Annotated in this window: 19 protein-coding genes and 2 pseudogenes; 15 read left to right on the top strand and 6 right to left on the bottom strand. The window is 57.3% G+C overall.

All coding sequences use genetic code 11. The features are described 5' to 3' along the window. The first annotated feature begins 105 nt into the window (after window positions 1–105). The 6 genes from ACW4PC_RS07930 (at window position 106) to ACW4PC_RS07905 (ending at window position 7,283) form a co-directional block, all read left to right on the top strand. On the top strand, window positions 106–1,161 hold the full coding sequence (locus tag ACW4PC_RS07930; protein ID WP_455873410.1) for a sensor histidine kinase: 1,056 nt from the start codon (window positions 106–108) through the stop codon (window positions 1,159–1,161). A gap of 20 nt (window positions 1,162–1,181) precedes the next feature. Further along, the gene (locus tag ACW4PC_RS07925) at window positions 1,182–1,733 is read left to right on the top strand and encodes a DUF924 family protein (protein ID WP_455873409.1); all 552 of its coding nucleotides are present in this window, start codon (window positions 1,182–1,184) and stop codon (window positions 1,731–1,733) included. 88 nt (window positions 1,734–1,821) lie between these two features. Next, on the top strand, window positions 1,822–4,362 hold the full coding sequence (locus ACW4PC_RS07920; protein ID WP_455873408.1) for a mechanosensitive ion channel domain-containing protein: 2,541 nt from the start codon (window positions 1,822–1,824) through the stop codon (window positions 4,360–4,362). Window positions 4,363–4,483: 121 nt separating this feature from the next. Then, window positions 4,484–4,747, top strand: coding sequence for a hypothetical protein (locus ACW4PC_RS07915; RefSeq protein ID WP_455873407.1), 264 nt, complete (start codon window positions 4,484–4,486; stop codon window positions 4,745–4,747). A 171-nt stretch (window positions 4,748–4,918) separates the two neighbouring features. Beyond that, window positions 4,919–5,749, top strand: coding sequence for a response regulator (locus ACW4PC_RS07910; RefSeq protein ID WP_183922805.1), 831 nt, complete (start codon window positions 4,919–4,921; stop codon window positions 5,747–5,749). Window positions 5,750–5,951: 202 nt separating this feature from the next. Then, on the top strand, window positions 5,952–7,283 hold the full coding sequence (locus ACW4PC_RS07905) for a diguanylate cyclase (protein ID WP_455873406.1): 1,332 nt from the start codon (window positions 5,952–5,954) through the stop codon (window positions 7,281–7,283). A 17-nt stretch (window positions 7,284–7,300) separates the two neighbouring features. Here the strand turns inward: ACW4PC_RS07905 and ACW4PC_RS07900 are convergent, their stop codons facing one another. The 3 genes and pseudogenes from ACW4PC_RS07900 to ACW4PC_RS07890 all read right to left on the bottom strand — a co-directional run bounded on the left by ACW4PC_RS07900 (window position 7,301) and on the right by ACW4PC_RS07890 (window position 9,921). Beyond that, entirely contained in the window at window positions 7,301–8,320 is a 1,020-nt protein-coding gene (locus ACW4PC_RS07900; RefSeq protein ID WP_039845252.1) for a GlxA family transcriptional regulator, read from the bottom strand. Window positions 8,321–8,616: 296 nt separating this feature from the next. After that, on the bottom strand, window positions 8,617–8,814 hold the full coding sequence (locus ACW4PC_RS07895) for a hypothetical protein (protein WP_028739595.1): 198 nt from the start codon (window positions 8,812–8,814) through the stop codon (window positions 8,617–8,619). Between the two features lie 494 nt (window positions 8,815–9,308). After that, window positions 9,309–9,921 (bottom strand): annotated as a pseudogene (locus tag ACW4PC_RS07890) (L,D-transpeptidase). Between the two features lie 297 nt (window positions 9,922–10,218). Between ACW4PC_RS07890 and ACW4PC_RS07885 the strand changes: the two are divergent. From ACW4PC_RS07885 to ACW4PC_RS07850, 8 genes are all read left to right on the top strand, one after another. Then, window positions 10,219–10,632: a GNAT family N-acetyltransferase gene (locus ACW4PC_RS07885; protein WP_455873636.1), complete on the top strand. Its 414-nt coding sequence runs from the start codon at window positions 10,219–10,221 to the stop codon at window positions 10,630–10,632. A gap of 93 nt (window positions 10,633–10,725) precedes the next feature. Next, window positions 10,726–11,292 carry an NUDIX hydrolase gene (locus tag ACW4PC_RS07880; RefSeq protein ID WP_455873405.1) on the top strand — a complete coding sequence of 189 codons (567 nt, stop codon included), beginning with the start codon at window positions 10,726–10,728 and terminating at the stop codon, window positions 11,290–11,292. A gap of 146 nt (window positions 11,293–11,438) precedes the next feature. Beyond that, a complete protein-coding gene (locus ACW4PC_RS07875) occupies window positions 11,439–11,654 on the top strand; it encodes a sunset domain-containing protein (protein WP_455873404.1) in 216 nt (71 codons plus the stop codon). Further along, window positions 11,617–11,784 carry a hypothetical protein gene (locus ACW4PC_RS07870; RefSeq protein WP_455873663.1) on the top strand — a complete coding sequence of 56 codons (168 nt, stop codon included), beginning with the start codon at window positions 11,617–11,619 and terminating at the stop codon, window positions 11,782–11,784. The genes ACW4PC_RS07875 and ACW4PC_RS07870 overlap by 38 nt, the downstream gene beginning before the upstream one ends. Next, window positions 11,759–11,998, top strand: coding sequence for a hypothetical protein (locus tag ACW4PC_RS07865; RefSeq protein WP_455873403.1), 240 nt, complete (start codon window positions 11,759–11,761; stop codon window positions 11,996–11,998). The genes ACW4PC_RS07870 and ACW4PC_RS07865 overlap by 26 nt, the downstream gene beginning before the upstream one ends. A gap of 427 nt (window positions 11,999–12,425) precedes the next feature. Next, window positions 12,426–12,812, top strand: coding sequence for an NUDIX hydrolase (locus ACW4PC_RS07860; protein ID WP_455873402.1), 387 nt, complete (start codon window positions 12,426–12,428; stop codon window positions 12,810–12,812). A 10-nt stretch (window positions 12,813–12,822) separates the two neighbouring features. Continuing rightward, the gene (locus tag ACW4PC_RS07855; protein WP_455873635.1) at window positions 12,823–13,335 is read left to right on the top strand and encodes an HIT family protein; all 513 of its coding nucleotides are present in this window, start codon (window positions 12,823–12,825) and stop codon (window positions 13,333–13,335) included. Between the two features lie 94 nt (window positions 13,336–13,429). After that, entirely contained in the window at window positions 13,430–13,789 is a 360-nt protein-coding gene (locus tag ACW4PC_RS07850; RefSeq protein ID WP_455873401.1) for a hypothetical protein, read from the top strand. 253 nt (window positions 13,790–14,042) lie between these two features. Here the strand turns inward: ACW4PC_RS07850 and ACW4PC_RS07845 are convergent. The 3 genes and pseudogenes from ACW4PC_RS07845 to ACW4PC_RS07835 form a co-directional block, all read right to left on the bottom strand. Next, a pseudogene (locus ACW4PC_RS07845) lies at window positions 14,043–14,333 on the bottom strand (ImuA family protein); the annotation flags it as partial. A gap of 16 nt (window positions 14,334–14,349) precedes the next feature. Then, window positions 14,350–15,081, bottom strand: a complete 732-nt coding sequence (locus ACW4PC_RS07840; protein ID WP_455873400.1) for a methyltransferase domain-containing protein — start codon at window positions 15,079–15,081, stop codon at window positions 14,350–14,352. After that, a complete protein-coding gene (locus tag ACW4PC_RS07835) occupies window positions 15,047–15,370 on the bottom strand; it encodes a class I SAM-dependent methyltransferase (protein ID WP_455873399.1) in 324 nt (107 codons plus the stop codon). The genes ACW4PC_RS07840 and ACW4PC_RS07835 overlap by 35 nt, the downstream gene beginning before the upstream one ends. Window positions 15,371–16,652: 1,282 nt before the next feature. Here ACW4PC_RS07835 and ACW4PC_RS07830 point away from each other — a divergent pair. After that, the gene (locus tag ACW4PC_RS07830; protein ID WP_455873398.1) at window positions 16,653–17,303 is read left to right on the top strand and encodes a hypothetical protein; all 651 of its coding nucleotides are present in this window, start codon (window positions 16,653–16,655) and stop codon (window positions 17,301–17,303) included. The last annotated feature ends 115 nt before the right edge of the window (window positions 17,304–17,418 follow it).

The following is a 17,418-nucleotide window of genomic DNA, read 5'->3' as shown; positions in this document are numbered from 1 at the left end:
CTTTGCCGCCGTATACGCGCAATGGCCGATACAATACGACATTCGAATGCAGGCGACCCGGCCGCCGGGCAGTTGCGCTGCTGCTTGGCAAAATCCGGAGGCCCAATGCGTGAATCCGCTGATGATGCGGATCTCGAAATCCGCATCCTTTACATCGATGACGACGAAACGCTCGCGCTGCGGCTGAAGGAGAATCTCGCTCACCATGGTTTCGCGGTGGAATGGGCGCGAGACGGCGCGGCCGGATTGAAGCGGATTGCTGAAGGCGGCATCGATGCTGTCGTGATCGACCATCTCCTGCAAACGGAAACCGGACTCGATGTCCTGCCGCAATTGATGGCGCTGGCGGATCATCCGCCGGTGATCTATGCGACCGCCTCCGACGACACCGGCATTGCCGTTGCGGCGTTGAGGGCGGGCGCCGACGATTATGTTCTCAAGGGCAGTTCCCCCGATTATTTCGATCTGCTTGCGGCGACGCTGGAGCAAGGGCTGGAACGGGCGCGCTACCGGCGCGAGACGGCTGATGCGCAAGAAGTGATCCGCCAGCAGAGGGACCGCGCCGAAATGCTGCTTGCCGAAGTCAATCATCGTATCGCAAACAGCCTCGGACTTGTCGGAGCGCTGATCCGCATGCAGTCGTCGATGACGACGGACCAGGTGGCGATCGACGCGCTGCACGAAACGCAGATGCGAATCAACGCCATCGCGAGTGTCCACCGGCGCCTCTACAACAGCCGCCAGATCGGCACCGTGCAGCTTGACGAATATGTCGAGAACCTTTTGAGCGAACTCGAGACTTCCATTCGCGACGACAAGCGGCCGCACCGGATCGTTCTGACCGCCCAGCCGATGGATCTGCCAACCGACAAGGTCGTCACGCTTGGCCTCATCGTCAGCGAACTCGTCACCAACGCTTTCAAATATGCCTATAACGAAGGTGTTGAAGGCGAGATCAGGGTCATCGTCGAGCAAGCGGGCGAGCAGTTGCGTCTCGTCGTGGAGGACGATGGCGCCGGCTTCGACCATTCCAGCCCCGCGAAGGGCACCGGCCTCGGCACGAAGATATTGACCGCGATGGCAGCAAGCCTCAAATCGGAGTTGACCTATGACCCGGCCCATCGCGGCACCCGGGCCATACTGGTCTTTTCCATCGATTGACTGGCGCAGGGAGGGGAGCGGTGGCCAAGATATGCACGCCGGAGGAGGTGTATTCCTTCTGGTTCGAGGAATGCAGCCGCGAGCAGTGGTTCGAAACGACGCTTTCGCTCGATGAGGAAATTCGGCACCGTTTCCGGGATACGCACCTGGCACTGGCGGGCGGCGTGATCGGCGCCTGGCATGCGAGCTCGCAGAACCGGCTCGCCGCGGTCGTCGTGCTCGATCAGTTTCCGCGGAATATCTATCGGAACACGCCGCTTGCGTTTGCGACGGACGGATTGGCGCTTCGCGAGGCGAAACTGGCGCTCGATGCCGGTGCCGATCAGGTCGTCGAGAAAGAATGCAGGACATTCTTCTACCTGCCTTTCGAGCATGCCGAGGACATGGCGGAGCAGGAGCGGTCGGTGATGCTGTTTCAGGCGCTTGGCGATGCGCAATATCTCGATTATGCCATTCGCCATCGCGACGTGATCGCTGCCTACGGAAGGTTTCCGCACCGCAACACCATCATCGGAAGAGTTTCGACGGCGGCCGAACTGGATTATCTTGCTGGGCCCGGCGCCGGTTTCTGAGCGGCGAAAACAACTTCCGCCTTTCTGTCGCCTTTCTTTGCTATAAGAAGCAGGCCTCACTGATGAACGGAATCCTTGCGGGGACATTTTGCGGCTGACAATCATTCTGCTCCGGACGTTTCTTTGCTTGATGCTTGCAGTATCGGCTGCCGGTCTGCCTGGCAGCTTTGCGGCTGCGCAGGAGCCGCCGCAACCACAGGCGCAGACGGAGGCGCCGGCTCCCGTTGCGGATACGGGGCTCGATCAAGCAGTCAAGGAGATCGAAAAGGCCAAGGCAAAGCTCGCGTCCCTGCAGGACGGCGTGAAGCAGAACGCCGACAATGACGACACCCTCGTCAGCCTGTCCGCGCAGGTGGATGAACTGGGACGCCACATTCTCACGACCTCCGTCAATCTCCGCCCGCGTTTCGATCAGATCAAGAGCCGTCTCACCGAGCTCGGCGATCCGCCGAAGGAGGGACAGCCACCGGAAGCGCAGATCGTTACCGAGGAGCGAAATGCGCTGACGGCAGAGCGCGCGCAGGTCAATGCCGTGACCGGCGATGCCGAAAACCTCTCGCTCGCCATCAACCAGCTGATGAACGAAATAGTTGAAACCCGCCGGCGGCTTTTTGCTGCAACTTTGCTGAGGCGCACCGAGGTTTCGGTGTCGGTGCTCGACGATGCGGCCAAGGCCTTTGTCGAGGAGGTTGGCGAGTTCCGGCAGGCACTTTCGAGCTGGCTGAGTTTCGTGTGGAAGTTCAAGCGATTCGCGATGTTCGCCGCGATCTTCATGTCGCTCGCGACAGGCTTGGTCATGCTTTCAGGCGGCTACCGGATGTTCGGCCGCTACCTGACGCGGGACGACGGCGTCGAGAATCCTTCCTATATCAGCCGGCTCTCGATTGCCTTCTGGTCGACGCTGATCCGCACCTTCGCGCTTGCCGCAGTGCTGGTGACGTCATATATTTTCCTCAATGGTTTCAACGTGTTGAGGCCGGATATTGCGCCTGTGGTCGCCGCTCTTTTCGGAGCGATCGGGCTGATCTATTTCGTCGGCCGCTTCAGCAATGCCGTCTTCGCTCCCCGGGAGCCGCAGTGGCGCCTCGTGCGCCTTTCCAACCGCGGCGCGCAATCGATCGGCGCCTGCCTGCTGGCGATGGCGATCGTCAATGCGCTCGACTACCTGTTCGGCAGCGTCAGCGAAGCGATGGGCTCACCGCTGGTTCTGACCGTCGTCAGAAGCCTGATTGCGGCGCTGATTATCGGTCTCATTCTGATCGCGGCCTCCTTCGGGCGTCCGATGCTGGCGCACGACGGCGATCCCGATGCGCCAGGCCGCCACTGGCCGCGCGGCATGGCGATCATCCTTCGCCTGCTCGGCCTAGGTCTCATCGTGACCGCGCTGACCGGCTATGTCGGTCTTGCCCGCTTCGTCGCCACGCAGTTCATCATCACCGGCGCGATCATCGTGACCACCTATATCGGCCTGCTCTCGGGCAAGGCGATTTCCAAGCAGGAGAGCTTCGGCGACACCTTCATCGGCCGCTTCCTGAAGAGCCGCTTCAATATGGGGCCGGTGGCGATCGATCAGGTCGGCCTTGGCGTGGGACTTGCGATCTATGCCGTTGCGCTCATGACCGGCATTCCCCTGATCCTGTTGCTCTGGGGCTTCCATATCCAGGATCTTCAGCTGATCGCCTACCGTCTTTTCACGGAGGTCCGCCTCGGTGGGATCAGCATTTCGCTGCTCGGCATCTGTACCGGTATTCTGCTTTTCGCCGGCGGTTATTTCTTGACCCGCTGGGTTCAGCGATGGCTCGACAGCAACGTCATGGCGCGAAGCCATGTCGATCTCGGCGTGCGCAATTCCGTCAAGACCGGCATCGGTTATCTCGGCGTCGCCGTTGCAGCGATCATCGGCGTTTCGGCGGCAGGTATTGACCTTTCGAACCTGGCACTTGTTGCTTCGGCGCTTTCGGTCGGTATCGGTTTCGGCCTGCAGAACATTGTCTCGAATTTCGTTTCGGGCCTGATCCTGCTTGTGGAACGGCCCTTCAAGGTCGGTGACCATGTCGTCTCGGGCACGGCAGAAGGCATCGTGACGCGCATTTCCGTGCGTGCGACGGAGATCGAGACTTTCCGCAAGCAGTCGATCATCGTGCCGAACTCCGAACTCATCAATGCTGCGGTCGGCAACTGGACACACCGCAACAAGGTCGGCCGTTCGGAAATCCCCATTTCCGTCAGCTACGACGCCGATCCGCAGAAGGTCATGGATATCCTCCTGGAGCTGGTCAACGAGGCGCCATTCGTCCTGCGCAATCCGGAGCCACATGTCGAGTTCCTGCGTTTCGGCGCCTATTCGCTGGACTTCGAGCTGCGCTTCATGCTGGCCGACATGGGCGAGGGCATGAACGTCAGGAACAACCTGCGTATCGCCATCCTCAAACGCTTCAAGGAAGAAGGGATCGATATCCCGCTGCCGCAGAGCGATGTCATTTTTCACCGCGACCACGTGCCTGCTCCGGCGCTGGAACCTTCCTCGACAAGAGCAGACGAACAGCCTGTCGGCGATACCGGCGTGACGGACAGCGGAGCGGTGCGACAGCTGCGCAGCAAAGCGGCTGATGGCAATCGCAAAGGCTAAGTATTTTATTCAGGGATCATTCAGAGGCTCTCGATTATAAAGCCTGGGCAATCGGGATTTCGCTGCTGGGGCAGCAGCGCCGAGACGCTCCAGGGGAGGGCGCATCGCTGCGCCGCGCTGAATGGCAAGGTTTGCCGCGGTCATGCTTCTTTCGCTTCTCATCGCCGCGGGCGCTGAAGCGGCGACAATCACCAACACTGATCCGGCACCGGTCGTCGTTATCGTCACCGAAGGCGGAAACCGCGTCGAGGTCGTCGTCGATGCCGGCGCATCGGAGACGCTCTGCGCCGCAGGCTGCTTCATGACGACGCCGGACGGCGACCGCATCGGCCTCGGCGGCGGCGAGACTGTCGAGATCGTCAAAGGCTCGGCGATCATCAAGTAGACGTTCGGCACAGCTCTTCGCGCATAGTCTCTTAAGCATAAGTCGAGAAATAGCAGCCGGTCTTACGGACTGCCTTCTTCTTATGCCGCCGCGCTACTTCGATTAACAAATACTCAAACGAATTGATGTATCGGTTCGGCCGGGGACAGAATTTCCATCAAAAGGTTTGCTATGTCATTTTTAGGCATTTCGGGAATGCAGTATTCCGGAGAGATGTTTGCTGGTGCGCGTATTATTCTCGCTGAAGATTCAAATGTCTTTACGTCGATGATCAGCAAACGACTGAAAGAGCTTTTCGATATCGACGTCGAGATCTGCCGCAATTTCGAGGAATTGCAGCTTGCTTACGACAAGTCTTCCGAGCCGATCATGCTCGCGATCTCCAACATCAACCTCCCCGGTGCTGAGAAGGGCGAGGCGCTGGAATATCTGGTCGATCTCAGCATTCCGACCATCGTCTTTACCGGTACCTTCAACGAGGGCCTGCGCGACGAGCTGATGGCGAAGGATATCGTCGACTACATCCTCAAGGACAACATCTTCGCTGTCGATCTGCTCGCCGAAGCGATCTGCCGTTTCCTGACCAACAAGCGCCACCACGTGCTGATCGTGGACGACAGCGCCACGGCGCGCGCGCTGCTCTCCAGCCGCCTGAGGCGATATAACTTCCGCGTCAGCGTTGCCGAGAGCGGCGCCAAGGCGCTCGAGATCCTGAAGGCCAACCGCGACATTGGCCTCATGGTCACCGACTACAACATGCCCGATATCGACGGCTTCGAGCTTACGCGACGCATCCGCGCCAATATCGGCTCGCATCAGCTGCGCATCATCGGCGTCTCGTCCTCATCCAACCGGCTGCTTTCGGCGCGCTTTCTCAAGGCGGGCGGCAACGATTTCATGCTGCGCCCGTTCATCGACGAGGAGTTCTATTGCCGCGTCAACCAGAACCTCGACACGCTGCTGCAGATCCAGACGATGAAGAAGGAGAGGGCCGTTGCCTGATTCGAGGATCGAACGCGGTATCAGGAGGCCCCCGGATGAATGAGGAGCCCCCTGCCGCTGTTAAGATATCTCGAATTGTTGCAATTGCAGGTTACTTTATAGCCGTTCTACCCCTTCAACCCCTGCGGTCTCTCGGCTATCGTCCCTGCCGCCGCAATGAAGGCCGATTCGGGTTTTCATTGCACTTGGGAGAGTAGGGGGCATGGCATTTCAGGCGGATTTCAGTCGGGACGGCTCAGGCCCACGCTTCGGAACCCAGAAGTTACTTCTGGTTGAAGATTCCCGGATGTTTTCCGCCGTGCTCTGCCATCGGTTTCAGGCCGAACTCGGCCTCAACGTCAAGCCCTGTTCTTCGCTGAAGGCGCTGCAGGAGGCTCTGGCGCAGGACGGTCAGGGCTTCACGATGGCCGTCGTCGATCTGAACCTGCCGGATTCGCCCTATGGCGAGGCGCTTGATTGCACGATCGAACACAATGTTCCCACGATCGTTTTTACCGCGACCTTCGATACCGCGACCCGCAACCGGATACTGGAACGCAACGTCATCGATTACGTCCTCAAGGACAATGAATTCGCGCTCGACAATCTGGTCGCGACCGTGCGCCGCGCGATGCTGAACCGCAAGACGCGCGTCCTCGTTGTCGATGACGTTCCGTCTGCGCGCCAGGTGCTCGTCGACCTCTTGAAGGCGCAGCAATACATGGTCGTCGAGGCAACCTCGGGGCTCGAAGCTCTGGCTGCGCTTGAGGCCCATAGCGACATTGAACTCGTGGTGACCGACCATCACATGCCGGACATGACGGGTTATCAGTTGACGCGGCGCATCCGTCATCGCTTCAGTTCCGACAGGATGCGGGTCATCGGCATCTCCTCGTCCAACGACCGGATGCTGTCGGCAAGCTTCCTGAAGGCCGGCGCCAGCGACTTCGTTTACAGGCCGTTCGTGGCCGAGGAGCTTCAGTGCCGCATTGCCAACAATGTCGAGACGCTCACGCAGATGAAGCAATTGCGATCCGCCGCCGCATGCGATTATCTGACCGGCCTCTATAACCGCCGCTATTTCTACGATTACGGGCCGAAGGTCGTGAACGAGTGCCTGAGGCAGAAATCGCCGAGTTCAGTCGCTATCCTCGACATCGATCATTTCAAACGGCTGAACGACACCTATGGCCACGAGATCGGTGACGAGGTGCTGAAGGCGGTTGCAAGCCGGCTTGCAGCAATCTTCGAAGGCAGCGACAATCTTCTCTCGCGCCTCGGCGGCGAGGAGTTCGCGATCCTTTTCCCGATGGTGGATTCGGCTGCGGCAACGAAGCTCTGCGACGAAATCCGCTCGGATATCTCACGGCTGAAGGTGGCTGCCGACGACGAGGAACTGACGGTCACCATCTCGATCGGCGTTGCGGAAATCTCGGGCTACGAAACCTTCGAGAATTACCTCAACGCCGCCGACCAGTTTCTCTACATGGCCAAACACAAGGGCCGTAACCAGGTCTATTCCGACGCCAGGATGACGGAGGAAGCGGCGCAGTAGTGCGGCCGCCATCTTTTTTATGCTGCGATCGCTTGGCGAGCCGTTGCCATCGTCAGCTTGCGCTCGGCGCGCTCCTGCTGCGGTGAACGGTTGTAAAGTTCGCGATAACACTTCGAGAAATGCGATGCGGAGACGAAGCCGCAAGCGACTGCGACTTCGACGACCGGCATCGAAGACTGCACCAGCAGGTGGCGGGCGCGATCGAGCCGGATCTCCAGATAGTAGCGGGCGGGAGACCGGCCCATTTCCTGCCGGAAAAGCCGCTCGATCTGGCGGCGGGACAGACCGGCGCCATCAGCGATCTCAAGCAGCGACAGAGGTTCGGCGAGATTGCCTTCCATCAGTTCGATGATCGACAGAACCTTGGAATTCTGGACGCCGAGGCGGGCGCGCAGCGGCAGGCGCTGACGGTCGTGCGGACTGCGGACGCGATCGGTCAGATGCTGCTCGCAGACACGGTTGACGAGCGCTTCGCCGAAATCCTGGCCGATGAGGTTCAGCATCATGTCGAGCGAAGCGGTGCCGCCGGCGCAGGTGTAGAGATTGCTGTCCACTTCGTAGAGGTCGGCATAGACCTCCGCCTGCGGAAAGGCTTCGGAGAAGCCCGGCAGGTTTTCCCAGTGGATCGCGCAGCGCTTGCCGTTCAAGAGCCCGGCCTGAGCAAGCACATGCGCGCCCGTACAGAGGCTGCCGACGGCCACGCCGCGATTGTAGGATTCGCGAAGCCAGGCATTGACGGACTTGTTGTTGAAATCCTCGACATCGATGCCCGAACAGACGAGCACCATGTTCGGGCGGTTTTCACCGCCAAGATGCCGGCGCTCTTCGGCAAGCGACGAATTTGCCTCGACGCCGATGCCGCAGGAGGAATAGACCTTGTTGCCGTCGACCGAGGTCAGCCGCCAGGTATAAGCCTGATAGCCGAGCATGCGGTTGGCGATGCGCAGCGTGTCGATCGCCGCCGAAAAGGGCAGCATGGTGAACTGGGGAACCATAAAGAAGACGAGAGAACGTTTCTTGGTCAGCATCTTGTTCATGAGAAAAATCCATGCTCGAGGGCGATTGCCTATTCGTTGCGTGGAATGCGTCGTTCCGATGTCTCGAAAGCGACATTCGCATGGAAAAATGCGGCCGTGAAGAGCTATTTTGCGACATTGGTGAATTTGATCGTCGGCAAGTGACGAAGACAGTCGGCAAAAGTTGCGGAATCAGTTCGTCTGAAAATATATGTGCTCTAAAATTCAAGATTAAATCTGCGGGAGCGCTGAAACGATGAAGGCGGCGCTGCCGGTGGGCTGGCGCCGCCTTCAAGCGGGGAGGTATGTCGCATTCATTACATAACCTTGCGTTCATCCGCGTCGTCTGCAGACGGCCAACCAATATCCTTGCGAATGTCGAAAGGCATGGATTCGATTTCCCGCGCGTTCTGCCACTGGTGCCAGGAATGTGCGAGCCTGCGGGCAAGGCTTGCTACATCAAAGTGCGCGTCGGAGGATGAGCTCTTGCCATCCCGGTAACCGATCGTAGTCATCATCGTTTCCTTTCTAACGGGGTTTGCGCTTGATGCTTAATATGCTCCTTGGCCATCCATCAAACAAACGAATAGATTTTATGGATACGATCAGATTTGTTGAACCTATCGGGGCGATTCCCGTTCGCCGCGGCAGCCGCATACATTGATGAACTCACATTAGAGCGAAGCAAACACTGGCCTATAGCGAAGCAGATTTAGCCACAGCGAAACGGATTCAATCAAAGCGAAATGCTATCAGACCATATCGAACTGATTTAATTGTGAAAAGTTGTTTGAGGCAATCGTCGGTAATGCGAAAATCTCTGTCAGATAGAGACTTGCAATATACTCCCAGGGTGAATCCGGGCGTGAAAGAATGCCTGAAAAGGCGAAGGCGGAACTTCGTCAGTGGGCAGCGAAATGGAAATAATGCGACACCGAGCGAGCGGCCCGGTGGTTCCTCGGAGTTGCTGTAGCCAGAGCAGCGGTCGCTTAGCAATCAGGTGTGTCGGTTATCGCTGAATGATGACCTGCGTTCCTGGCTGGACCATCTCGTAAAGCTCCTCGACGTCCTCGCGGATACATCCGGAAGCAGCCGCTCGACGCATTGGTGCCGATGGAGGAGGGATCGTTGGTGCCGTGAATGCGAAGTAGGCCGTCGGCAAGGTAGATCGCGCGGGTACCAAGCGGATTTGCGGGACCAGGCTTCACGACTGCCGGGAGCCTTGGGTTCTTCTGGCGCATGCTCGCCGTTGGCCGCCACTCTGGATACTCTCGCTTCGACACTACCCGCGTTGTTCCGTACCATTGCTTGCCTTCGCGGCCAACGGCGATGGGGTAGGCGAACTGCTCGCCTTGTGATGTCGTGTAAACAAGGGTGTGCTCACGCGTGGCGATGACGATGGTTCCCCTTGCGCTTCGCGCCGATGGCTCCCGACGTTCTTGCCAAGGTTCCCGATAGCGAGGCACTGGCTCGTAATCCAGCGGCGGCGGATAAGGGCTGTACGGGTCGTCATAGCCATAGCCACCATAGTCGTCGTATCCATCATAAGGCCCGTAAACCTGGGCTCGGGCCTGAATGACCGTCAGTAAAAGGGCTGCTGCAAGGAGAGTCAGCAATCTCATTTTTCGCCATCCGCCTGTTATACAAGCATGATTGGGCTAAATTCTATGGCGGCACTATGGCGGCCTCGGTCCTGGATTTCACGGTGGTCTTTCGTCCTCGGTCGGAGACCCGCTCGTGTGTTGGCTCACGAAACGAAGCTGGGCCGCTTCGGAGCGAACCGTCATGCCGAAGCGGGCTCCGGTATGGGCTTGTCTCTGGACATAACCGCCGTCGGGCTGATTGCGGTCATTCCATGGATGCGGATTGCAATATTCTCGACGCTCATCTTCGTTTCTAGTCACCTCGGAGACGGTGAAATGGTTACAGTCCTTATTAATCCATTCCCGTCGAATGACGAACTGAATGACCTTTGGGCAGAAGCTTGGGGTAGTCGTGAGAGAAAAGACTTCGGCAGCATCTTAGCGCGAAGCCTTGCGCATGTCGGGGCTTATGACGGCGAACATCTCATTGGCTTTGTCAACATAGCTTGGGATGGCGGTACACACGCTTTCATCCTGGATACCTGCGTTCACCCGCGCATGCGTCGAAAAGGAATTGCTACGCAACTGATGAGGGAAGCAGTCAGAATAGCCCGAGATCGCGGGGCAGGATGGCTGCATGTCGATTTCGAACCGCATTTAACTTCGTTCTACAGAAATTGTGGTTTCCGACCGACCGAAGCAGGTCTCATGCAACTTAAAGCAAAAGATATAGACCCATCTGATCGATGACCGCAAAAGGCGCGACCCGGTCATGAATGAGGTCTTCTTCCGGCCTCCCATTGCGGCCGTTCGCCAAAACCTGCAAATGTCTCCACATGGATAGTGCGGTGTCGGCAAGCCGAAGGCCACGGAGGGATTGTGACAACTATCGTCCTTGCAGCATTCATCCACGGCGATCGGGTACTAGTGGTTAGACGCGCCGCCCATAAGCGGCAATATCCGGAGCATTGGGATTTAGTCGGCGGCCACGTCGAAATAGGGGAGACTACCGATGCCGCTCTTATCAGGGAGGCGCAGGAGGAAGTCGGCGTAACCCCAATCAACTTTCGGCACCTGAAGTCCTTCGCTGACGCGGCGACTCCCGACTGTGAAAATATAAGATACCAGTTATACGCAGTCACCGAATGGTCAGGTGGCGCTCCGCGATTGTTGGGAGAGGAACACACCGATCTAGCTTGGATTGCGATTGGAAATGTCAACTCCTTGACCGCGTTTGGCGTGTTCCGAACATGGTCCAAGTCGCCTGTCGGCCTAAGCGGACTGAGACCCACCCAAAGTGATTTCCCGCAGTTTCGCTCGTTTTACGCTCCTGTAATGTCATCGTCACTGACGAACGGTCCGCGCGACGGGTCGCATTCGACCGATCCAATGCCTTCGGTTCCGTGTTGAGCTGCTTCTCTAAAGCCCGGCCGATGGTCGTCCTGAGTGTTTACAACTTTAAGGATTGCCAAAATCTAAAATAAAACCATTCTTACTATAAGACGGTATGAGCAAGTTTTCGCTTCTTGTAATCGCTTCTTCCGCCGCAGCCTTTCTTGGCTCTGGGCGGCTACACTCTCCTGCCTCGCGAGTTGTACGACCTTGCCTGTGATATCAAGGGTAACATTTCGATTGGTTCGGGGGCCAAGATTTATCACATCAAAGGCCAAGAGTATTACGACGCGACCATCATCCGATCTGAATTTGGCGAGCGTTGGTTTTGCGCGGAAGCCGATGCCCGCGCCGCAGGATGGCGGCGGGCTGGTCGGTAACGGAAACTGGAGCGGTGCCCTGAAACGATCTGCCCTGCATCGCGACTTATCCATCAACAGAATCGAAGAGTTGTTGCCATTGAGCATCGTACTGGAGCCGTCACTTGATCATTATCGACTTTATCCTTGACGTAATGGGCTACACCACGGCCAGACTAACGTTGCCTCTTGTAACGTTCGGAAAGGTGCAGGTGGAGCCGATATCCAGTACCGAGACAGGGTTCAACTGGTGGGGATTCAAACGCACCACAGATGGCGTCCTGCTTTGCCAAGCTCCCATGGCAGGTTGGCTTGGCTTGATCCCATGGGTGCTTGGGATCGCTCTTGTCGTAACAATCGCGTAACAAGCGCATAATCGGACGCTTGCCTTTTGGTGGACGTTCAGCATCAGGAGACAGCGTAATAGGCTGCCGCAACGCAGATACCAAAGACCGCAAGCCCAGCCCACGCTGCCGAGATCTATCCAAGGCCGAATAGGTTTCGGCCTGCCAGATAGGCGTTCAAGAAGCGCGGAGAAAACTGCCGTCATCAGATCGTTCATCTGCAAAGACCTGAGCATCTCGCAAATGCCGCGCCTTCAATTGCTCAGCCTCGCCTCTTTCTCGCCGCCGACCACACTGGCCCAGCCTGAGCCCCTTAGCTGATTGAGAACACTGATGGATGATACAATTCGAACGATGATCGTGATGGATGCGGGACAGTCCCTCTTCCAGTTCCGTAGCGGCGCTTTGATCTCGTCCCAAGGGCATATTCTTATTCATCGGGGGATCGGTGATCCGTTCTGGGCTTTGCCCGGTGGGCGCGTCGAGTTTCAGCGAGGCCGGCGCTGAATCTTTAGCGCGGGAAATTGAAGAGGAAATCGGATGCGGAGCATCCATCGGCCCTGTGCGGTTCGTGATTGAGAACTTCTTTGAGTTAGGCGGACGAAAAGCTCATGAGATCGGGTTTTATTTTGATGCCGAACTATCGCGGCCTCTTCGTTTCCACGAGAGCGACATCATCCATCGCAGTCGCGATGGCGAGACTGACCTGGAATTCCGCTGGATTCTTCCGATGAGAGAGGCTTTGGAGGAGATTGATTTGAAACCCGCGCCCATTCGGGCGCTGATCGAAGCCAACCCGACCGGCGTCCGTCATCTTGTCTATCGAGACGAATAGGGGCTTTGGTTTGGATATTCCCAAACAGTTCCATGTGGTCGAGACCGAGAACTGGCTCGTCAATCATCGAATGAACTCGGCTCTGCCGGGCTATCTCATGATCAGTTCCAAGAGCTTCACCAATGAGCTGTCGAGCCTTTCTGCCGAAGCGCTGGCAGAACTAGGGCCGTTGATGGCGAAAGCTCAGCGCGGATTGCAGGAGCTGTTGAAGGCGCAACGCGTCTACATTGGCCGGTACGGCCACATGCCGGGATACTCGATCCATTTCCACGTCATTCCTATCTATGGTTGGGTGGAAACTCTCTTTTGGCAGGATGCCCGATATCGGGCGCTTGAGAGTTTTGCGGAGGTTCCTGATGCTAAAGGCACCGACGGAGCGGAACTGACCCTTTTCGTCTGGCGGGAATTTTGCGAACGAGCAGAACCACCCGCGATCCAAGGGTTCTCCGTTGCCGAAGCGATTGATATCCTGAGACGATCTATGCGGACGACCTGGGTGCATACCGATGAACTCAACGAATAGCTGGTGCCCGCCTAACGAGGAAAAGGGTACGACAATCGTCTTACGTCTGGTTGTAATGTTAAGAGGGGTGTGGCTCATTGGGGAAGGAAAACTTGTGCGTCGTTCTTTTGTGCTGCTTCTGATCGGTGCTTTTGCGACGCCGAGTTTTGGGCAGGGCCAGGCTGAGCTGGGAGCCAATACCAACGACCATCCATTTCAGTGTGGAGCGGCATTCGCGATCATGGCGAAGGCGTATCAGGAAGCCGGTGACACCAGCAAATCCGAAGGCTACCAAATCAAATTTGACAAGCTAGCCACCAAGGCCGAGGCCATTTTTGAGGAAGCACACAAGTCTAAAGGCGATGCGGAGGCCTACATGCAGAAGCATGTCGATTTGTTAGCGGCTGTTGCCGAGAGAGACGCAAAGCTCGTGATCAATTTCGCCCGGCGCTGTGACGAGCGTTTCCCTGGTTAAACCAGGATACTCGTGCAATTCCAGAAGCAATAGTTCATCGATCCTCTGATCGGATGATCGGCGATGCGGGTAAGGACGAGGACGCGTCGAAGGTATGAGTTCCGAGACCAGATCGAGGCCGCGACCGAGTATGCGATTGATGTGTCGTCGCTCAGGCGGAAGAGAACCACACGTCTTTGATCTGCTTCCCGGAATGTTTTCTTCAAGATCGGTGAGTGCAAGAGGGAGCGCCTTTCCAATACCGGTTTGCGTAGAGAGGTATTAACTGCAGCGGACGATAGACAAGCGTCGGTTTGACGGATGAGGACGGCAGGACACTCACCCTCCATCTGGTCATGGAGGACGTCGGCTGTCCGTAGGCCGAAGCCTCTGACTGCCTGCGCCAGCGCCTGAGCGCGATACCATCGTGCCCGTCTTCTCGGCCGCCAGCTGAAGGCGGCGGGACGCCGTCATCGGAAGCCGTACCAGCTCGGCGACAACGGCACCAAGGCCGCCGAAGCGACAGGCCCTCCTCGAATGCGGCAAGCACGTCTTCCTCGCGGTCGGTGATCCGATATAAATCATGCTGAGCTTTTCATAGCGCTACGGAACGTCCACAATATCCGGATTATCAACGCCTGCAATGACCGCAATTGGCGGATACCGTTGAAAAAGTCTCCGCTGGTCGTCCTTGTTGAATTCGGGAGGGCGAGTGCGGCCGGGAGGTGTTTTGTCCGGTTAGACCGCAGTCGCAATGGCCGCTTTTGGGGCGCAATCCGGCCAAGGCAAAGCTTCCACAGTCGGCCCATTGCGGCCATCCGTGGGGGCAAAGCTTCGTCGGCGGGACTGCCGTTCAGTCGCGCATCGCTCTCTTCGTTACAGCCAAAAGAAAGAATCGGCGGACGACGAAGATTCATCGATAATGCAGGTCGCTCGCTCAGGAACTCTGGAAGTGGTGTCGGCTCACCGAAATGGTCCAGTCGAAATCCGGCTCTGAGAAGCGTAGTGACATACGTTTCAGTAGTGCGATGGAATTTCACCACGCCATCGACAAAACCACTTCGTATGACCGCCCCTCCTTCCTTTCGATAATTATCCAACGGCCAGCTAACCGGATGCCCATCCGCGTCTGTCGTCCATCCAACCGGATTTGCCGTGCAGACTGGATGCTCCACAGAGAAGATGAACCGACCTTCAATGGGAAGACACGCAAATACTCTCTGCACGATGGAGGCGTAATCATCGACATAGTGAAGAGCCATCGAGGAGACGGCGAGATCAAAGACTTTCGGGGGGAAAGGCGATTTCTTCAATTGAGCTACAAAGATAGTCGATCTGCGAGTCGTCGGTGAGAAGTCTCGCCTCAGCGATCATGTTCTCGGATACATCCAATCCGGTGACCGATGCCGCGCCGGACGACCGGGCATAGCGAGCGAAATCACCGAAGCCGCAGCCCATATCGAGGATACGCAGCCCTTTGAGGTCAGGGAGCAGAGCACGAATAGCCGGCTGCTCCAGTGCCCCATTTAGACCGGTATCGTTCTGGCGAAGATTCTTGTAGCCTTCGAAGAAGATTGGCTCGTCGTAAATATTTTGCGGCATGATTCACCCTGGAACATTGGCTTTAGGTTGGCAGAGAAGGTACGCTCCCGAAGAGCTAAGAAAACCGTCCATCGTTTTGCGAAAGTTGCATGTCCACGCATGGCGCGATCCGGCCAAGGGCGTCGTCGCCTCTCGGCCCTGAGCCGTCGATCTGAAGGCTACTCTGAGCCTGAATGTCCGCAACCGGGTTGCTTGCTCGTTGTCTGCTTTTTCCTCTTCAGGGGTTCACGCGAAAGGCTCAGACGCGATGTATCGAGCATCTCGCACCCAGAGACGGTTGCTTCCTCTCGCAGAAATCGAGCCCATTTCGACATGTTCTCACCGCCCAGTTCAGGCTGCCCCGCGATCAATTGAAAGACGTCTGATCCTCGTCTCATCGTCGCAATCCACAAGGATCGTCGAGTACGCCACGACACCCGCATGGGCTGCCGCTTCCGCGACAAACGAAAGGCGCGACTGACCTTCGAACAGCACGCTGCGGCCCTGCGCCACACGGTCCTGCTAACTGCGACATCCATTCAAAGATCGCTGTCGCTGCCCTCTGCCAGCCTTCGACCGACCCAAATTTCCTGACCATCTCGTCCGCAGGGGGCACGCCGATCCGATCTTTGTAGAAGACATCGATCTTCTCCCCATGTCTGTGTTCGATTGCCTCGGCAATCGTCGTTTTTCCTGCACCGGACGCGCCGGCCAGAACCAAGAGCGGCATGTATCTTCCTTTCCCGGAGTGCGCAGCCGACAATCGGAATGTTCACGCATCATCGTTTCATGCCTAGAACCCGCCGATGCGCCAGCCCTTTGCCTGTAAGTGGCTGGGCCTCAAAGGAAGACTGACCAGTCATCTGGATTTCTGCCGTCGGCAAGGAAGTCTTGGATGAAGTCGGTTTTTTGTAAGACAACCACGCCGCGACCACGGTGCGGCTGAGCTGGTTTTCTCAGGTCCGTGAGTTCTTAAATCGATTTTAAAATCTTGAATTCAAACCCTAATCGATTTTAATTATTTTGTTTAAAATTCTTGTTGCGGTGCGAAAGAATTCCGACCTTAAATGGCTGGCGAAGTCTGCTGTTTGGAGGGCCTTGGATGACCTTTACATTCCCGCTTACCGAGAAGCGCAATGTCGAGGAACTGCTAAAACACCTGGCACAGCACAAACTCAGCTGTCCAGGGAACTGTGTCGTATCGGTGAAAACCCACGTCGCACATGTATCGTCCATGCTTACGTTCGCGCTGGGTACTGCCCGTACCGCCTGGTAACGACGAAGGAGGCGGGCCAACGGCACTATGCTGAGATTTGTCACAGCTTCAGTGTCAGTTGCTCGAAACCCATGTCGACCTGGCGCGACGCCGTCTGGAGCCCTCTCGGGAACCCACGTTATTGACCATTTGCGAGCAGTGACGGAACTCCCGGAAGACTTCGTTCGCGCGCTCGCCGTCCATGAAGCAGGCCACGCCCTCGTCTCGATCGAAGTTGGCCACGGTGAAGTCACGGAGGTCAAGATTTCCGGTACCGGGCCGAAGGAAAATCCGGTCAACTTGGGTATGTCCAGTACGGTCAAATTGGTGCACGGCCAAAAAAGGCGTGCCCACTATCTCAATGCTATCGCCGTATGCCTTGCTGGCATAGCTGCGGAACTGGAAGTCTTCGGGTCATTCGCAGATGGCTCTTCGGGCTCTGAAACCGCAGACCTCAATAGGGCGACGGAGCTTGCGACTATGCTGGAGGGCGCTCTTGGGATGGGACACACGCTCCTCGTCGCGGGCCCCCGAGAGCAGCTCGAGCGACTGCGAGCCTATAATCCTGATTTCCGAAGACGCGTGCATGATATCTTGCAGAGTGAGTTCGGCCGGGCGAGGTCGATAATTCAGACCCGCCGGACGGCTCGACGCCATCGTCGAACGTTTGATGGTAACGAAAGCCATGACGGGCGATGAAGTACTCGAAATCGTGGATCGGCATCGGCGGCCGACGGTGACCTCGTCGGCGCGCTCCGTTTCGTGACAGTGACAGTGCGTCCCCGAGGCGATACTGAACGACCTATTGCCGCGA

This window comes from Rhizobium yanglingense (genome assembly GCF_977109285.1).
The sequence above is the reverse complement of the archived record's forward strand: the minus strand, read 5'-3'. Positions and strand labels throughout refer to the sequence as shown.

Coding starts and splice junctions, on each gene's coding strand:
- ACW4PC_RS07930 (WP_455873410.1), top strand. CDS start 106: ATGCGTGAATCCGCTGATGATGCGGATCTCGAAATCCGCATCCTTTAC.
- ACW4PC_RS07915 (WP_455873407.1), top strand. CDS start 4,484: ATGGCAAGGTTTGCCGCGGTCATGCTTCTTTCGCTTCTCATCGCCGCG.
- ACW4PC_RS07910 (WP_183922805.1), top strand. CDS start 4,919: ATGTCATTTTTAGGCATTTCGGGAATGCAGTATTCCGGAGAGATGTTT.
- ACW4PC_RS07905 (WP_455873406.1), top strand. CDS start 5,952: ATGGCATTTCAGGCGGATTTCAGTCGGGACGGCTCAGGCCCACGCTTC.
- ACW4PC_RS07900 (WP_039845252.1), bottom strand. CDS start 8,320: ATGAACAAGATGCTGACCAAGAAACGTTCTCTCGTCTTCTTTATGGTT.
- ACW4PC_RS07895 (WP_028739595.1), bottom strand. CDS start 8,814: ATGACTACGATCGGTTACCGGGATGGCAAGAGCTCATCCTCCGACGCG.
- ACW4PC_RS07885 (WP_455873636.1), top strand. CDS start 10,219: ATGGTTACAGTCCTTATTAATCCATTCCCGTCGAATGACGAACTGAAT.
- ACW4PC_RS07870 (WP_455873663.1), top strand. CDS start 11,617: ATGCCCGCGCCGCAGGATGGCGGCGGGCTGGTCGGTAACGGAAACTGG.
- ACW4PC_RS07835 (WP_455873399.1), bottom strand. CDS start 15,370: ATGCCGCAAAATATTTACGACGAGCCAATCTTCTTCGAAGGCTACAAG.
- ACW4PC_RS07830 (WP_455873398.1), top strand. CDS start 16,653: ATGCTGAGATTTGTCACAGCTTCAGTGTCAGTTGCTCGAAACCCATGT.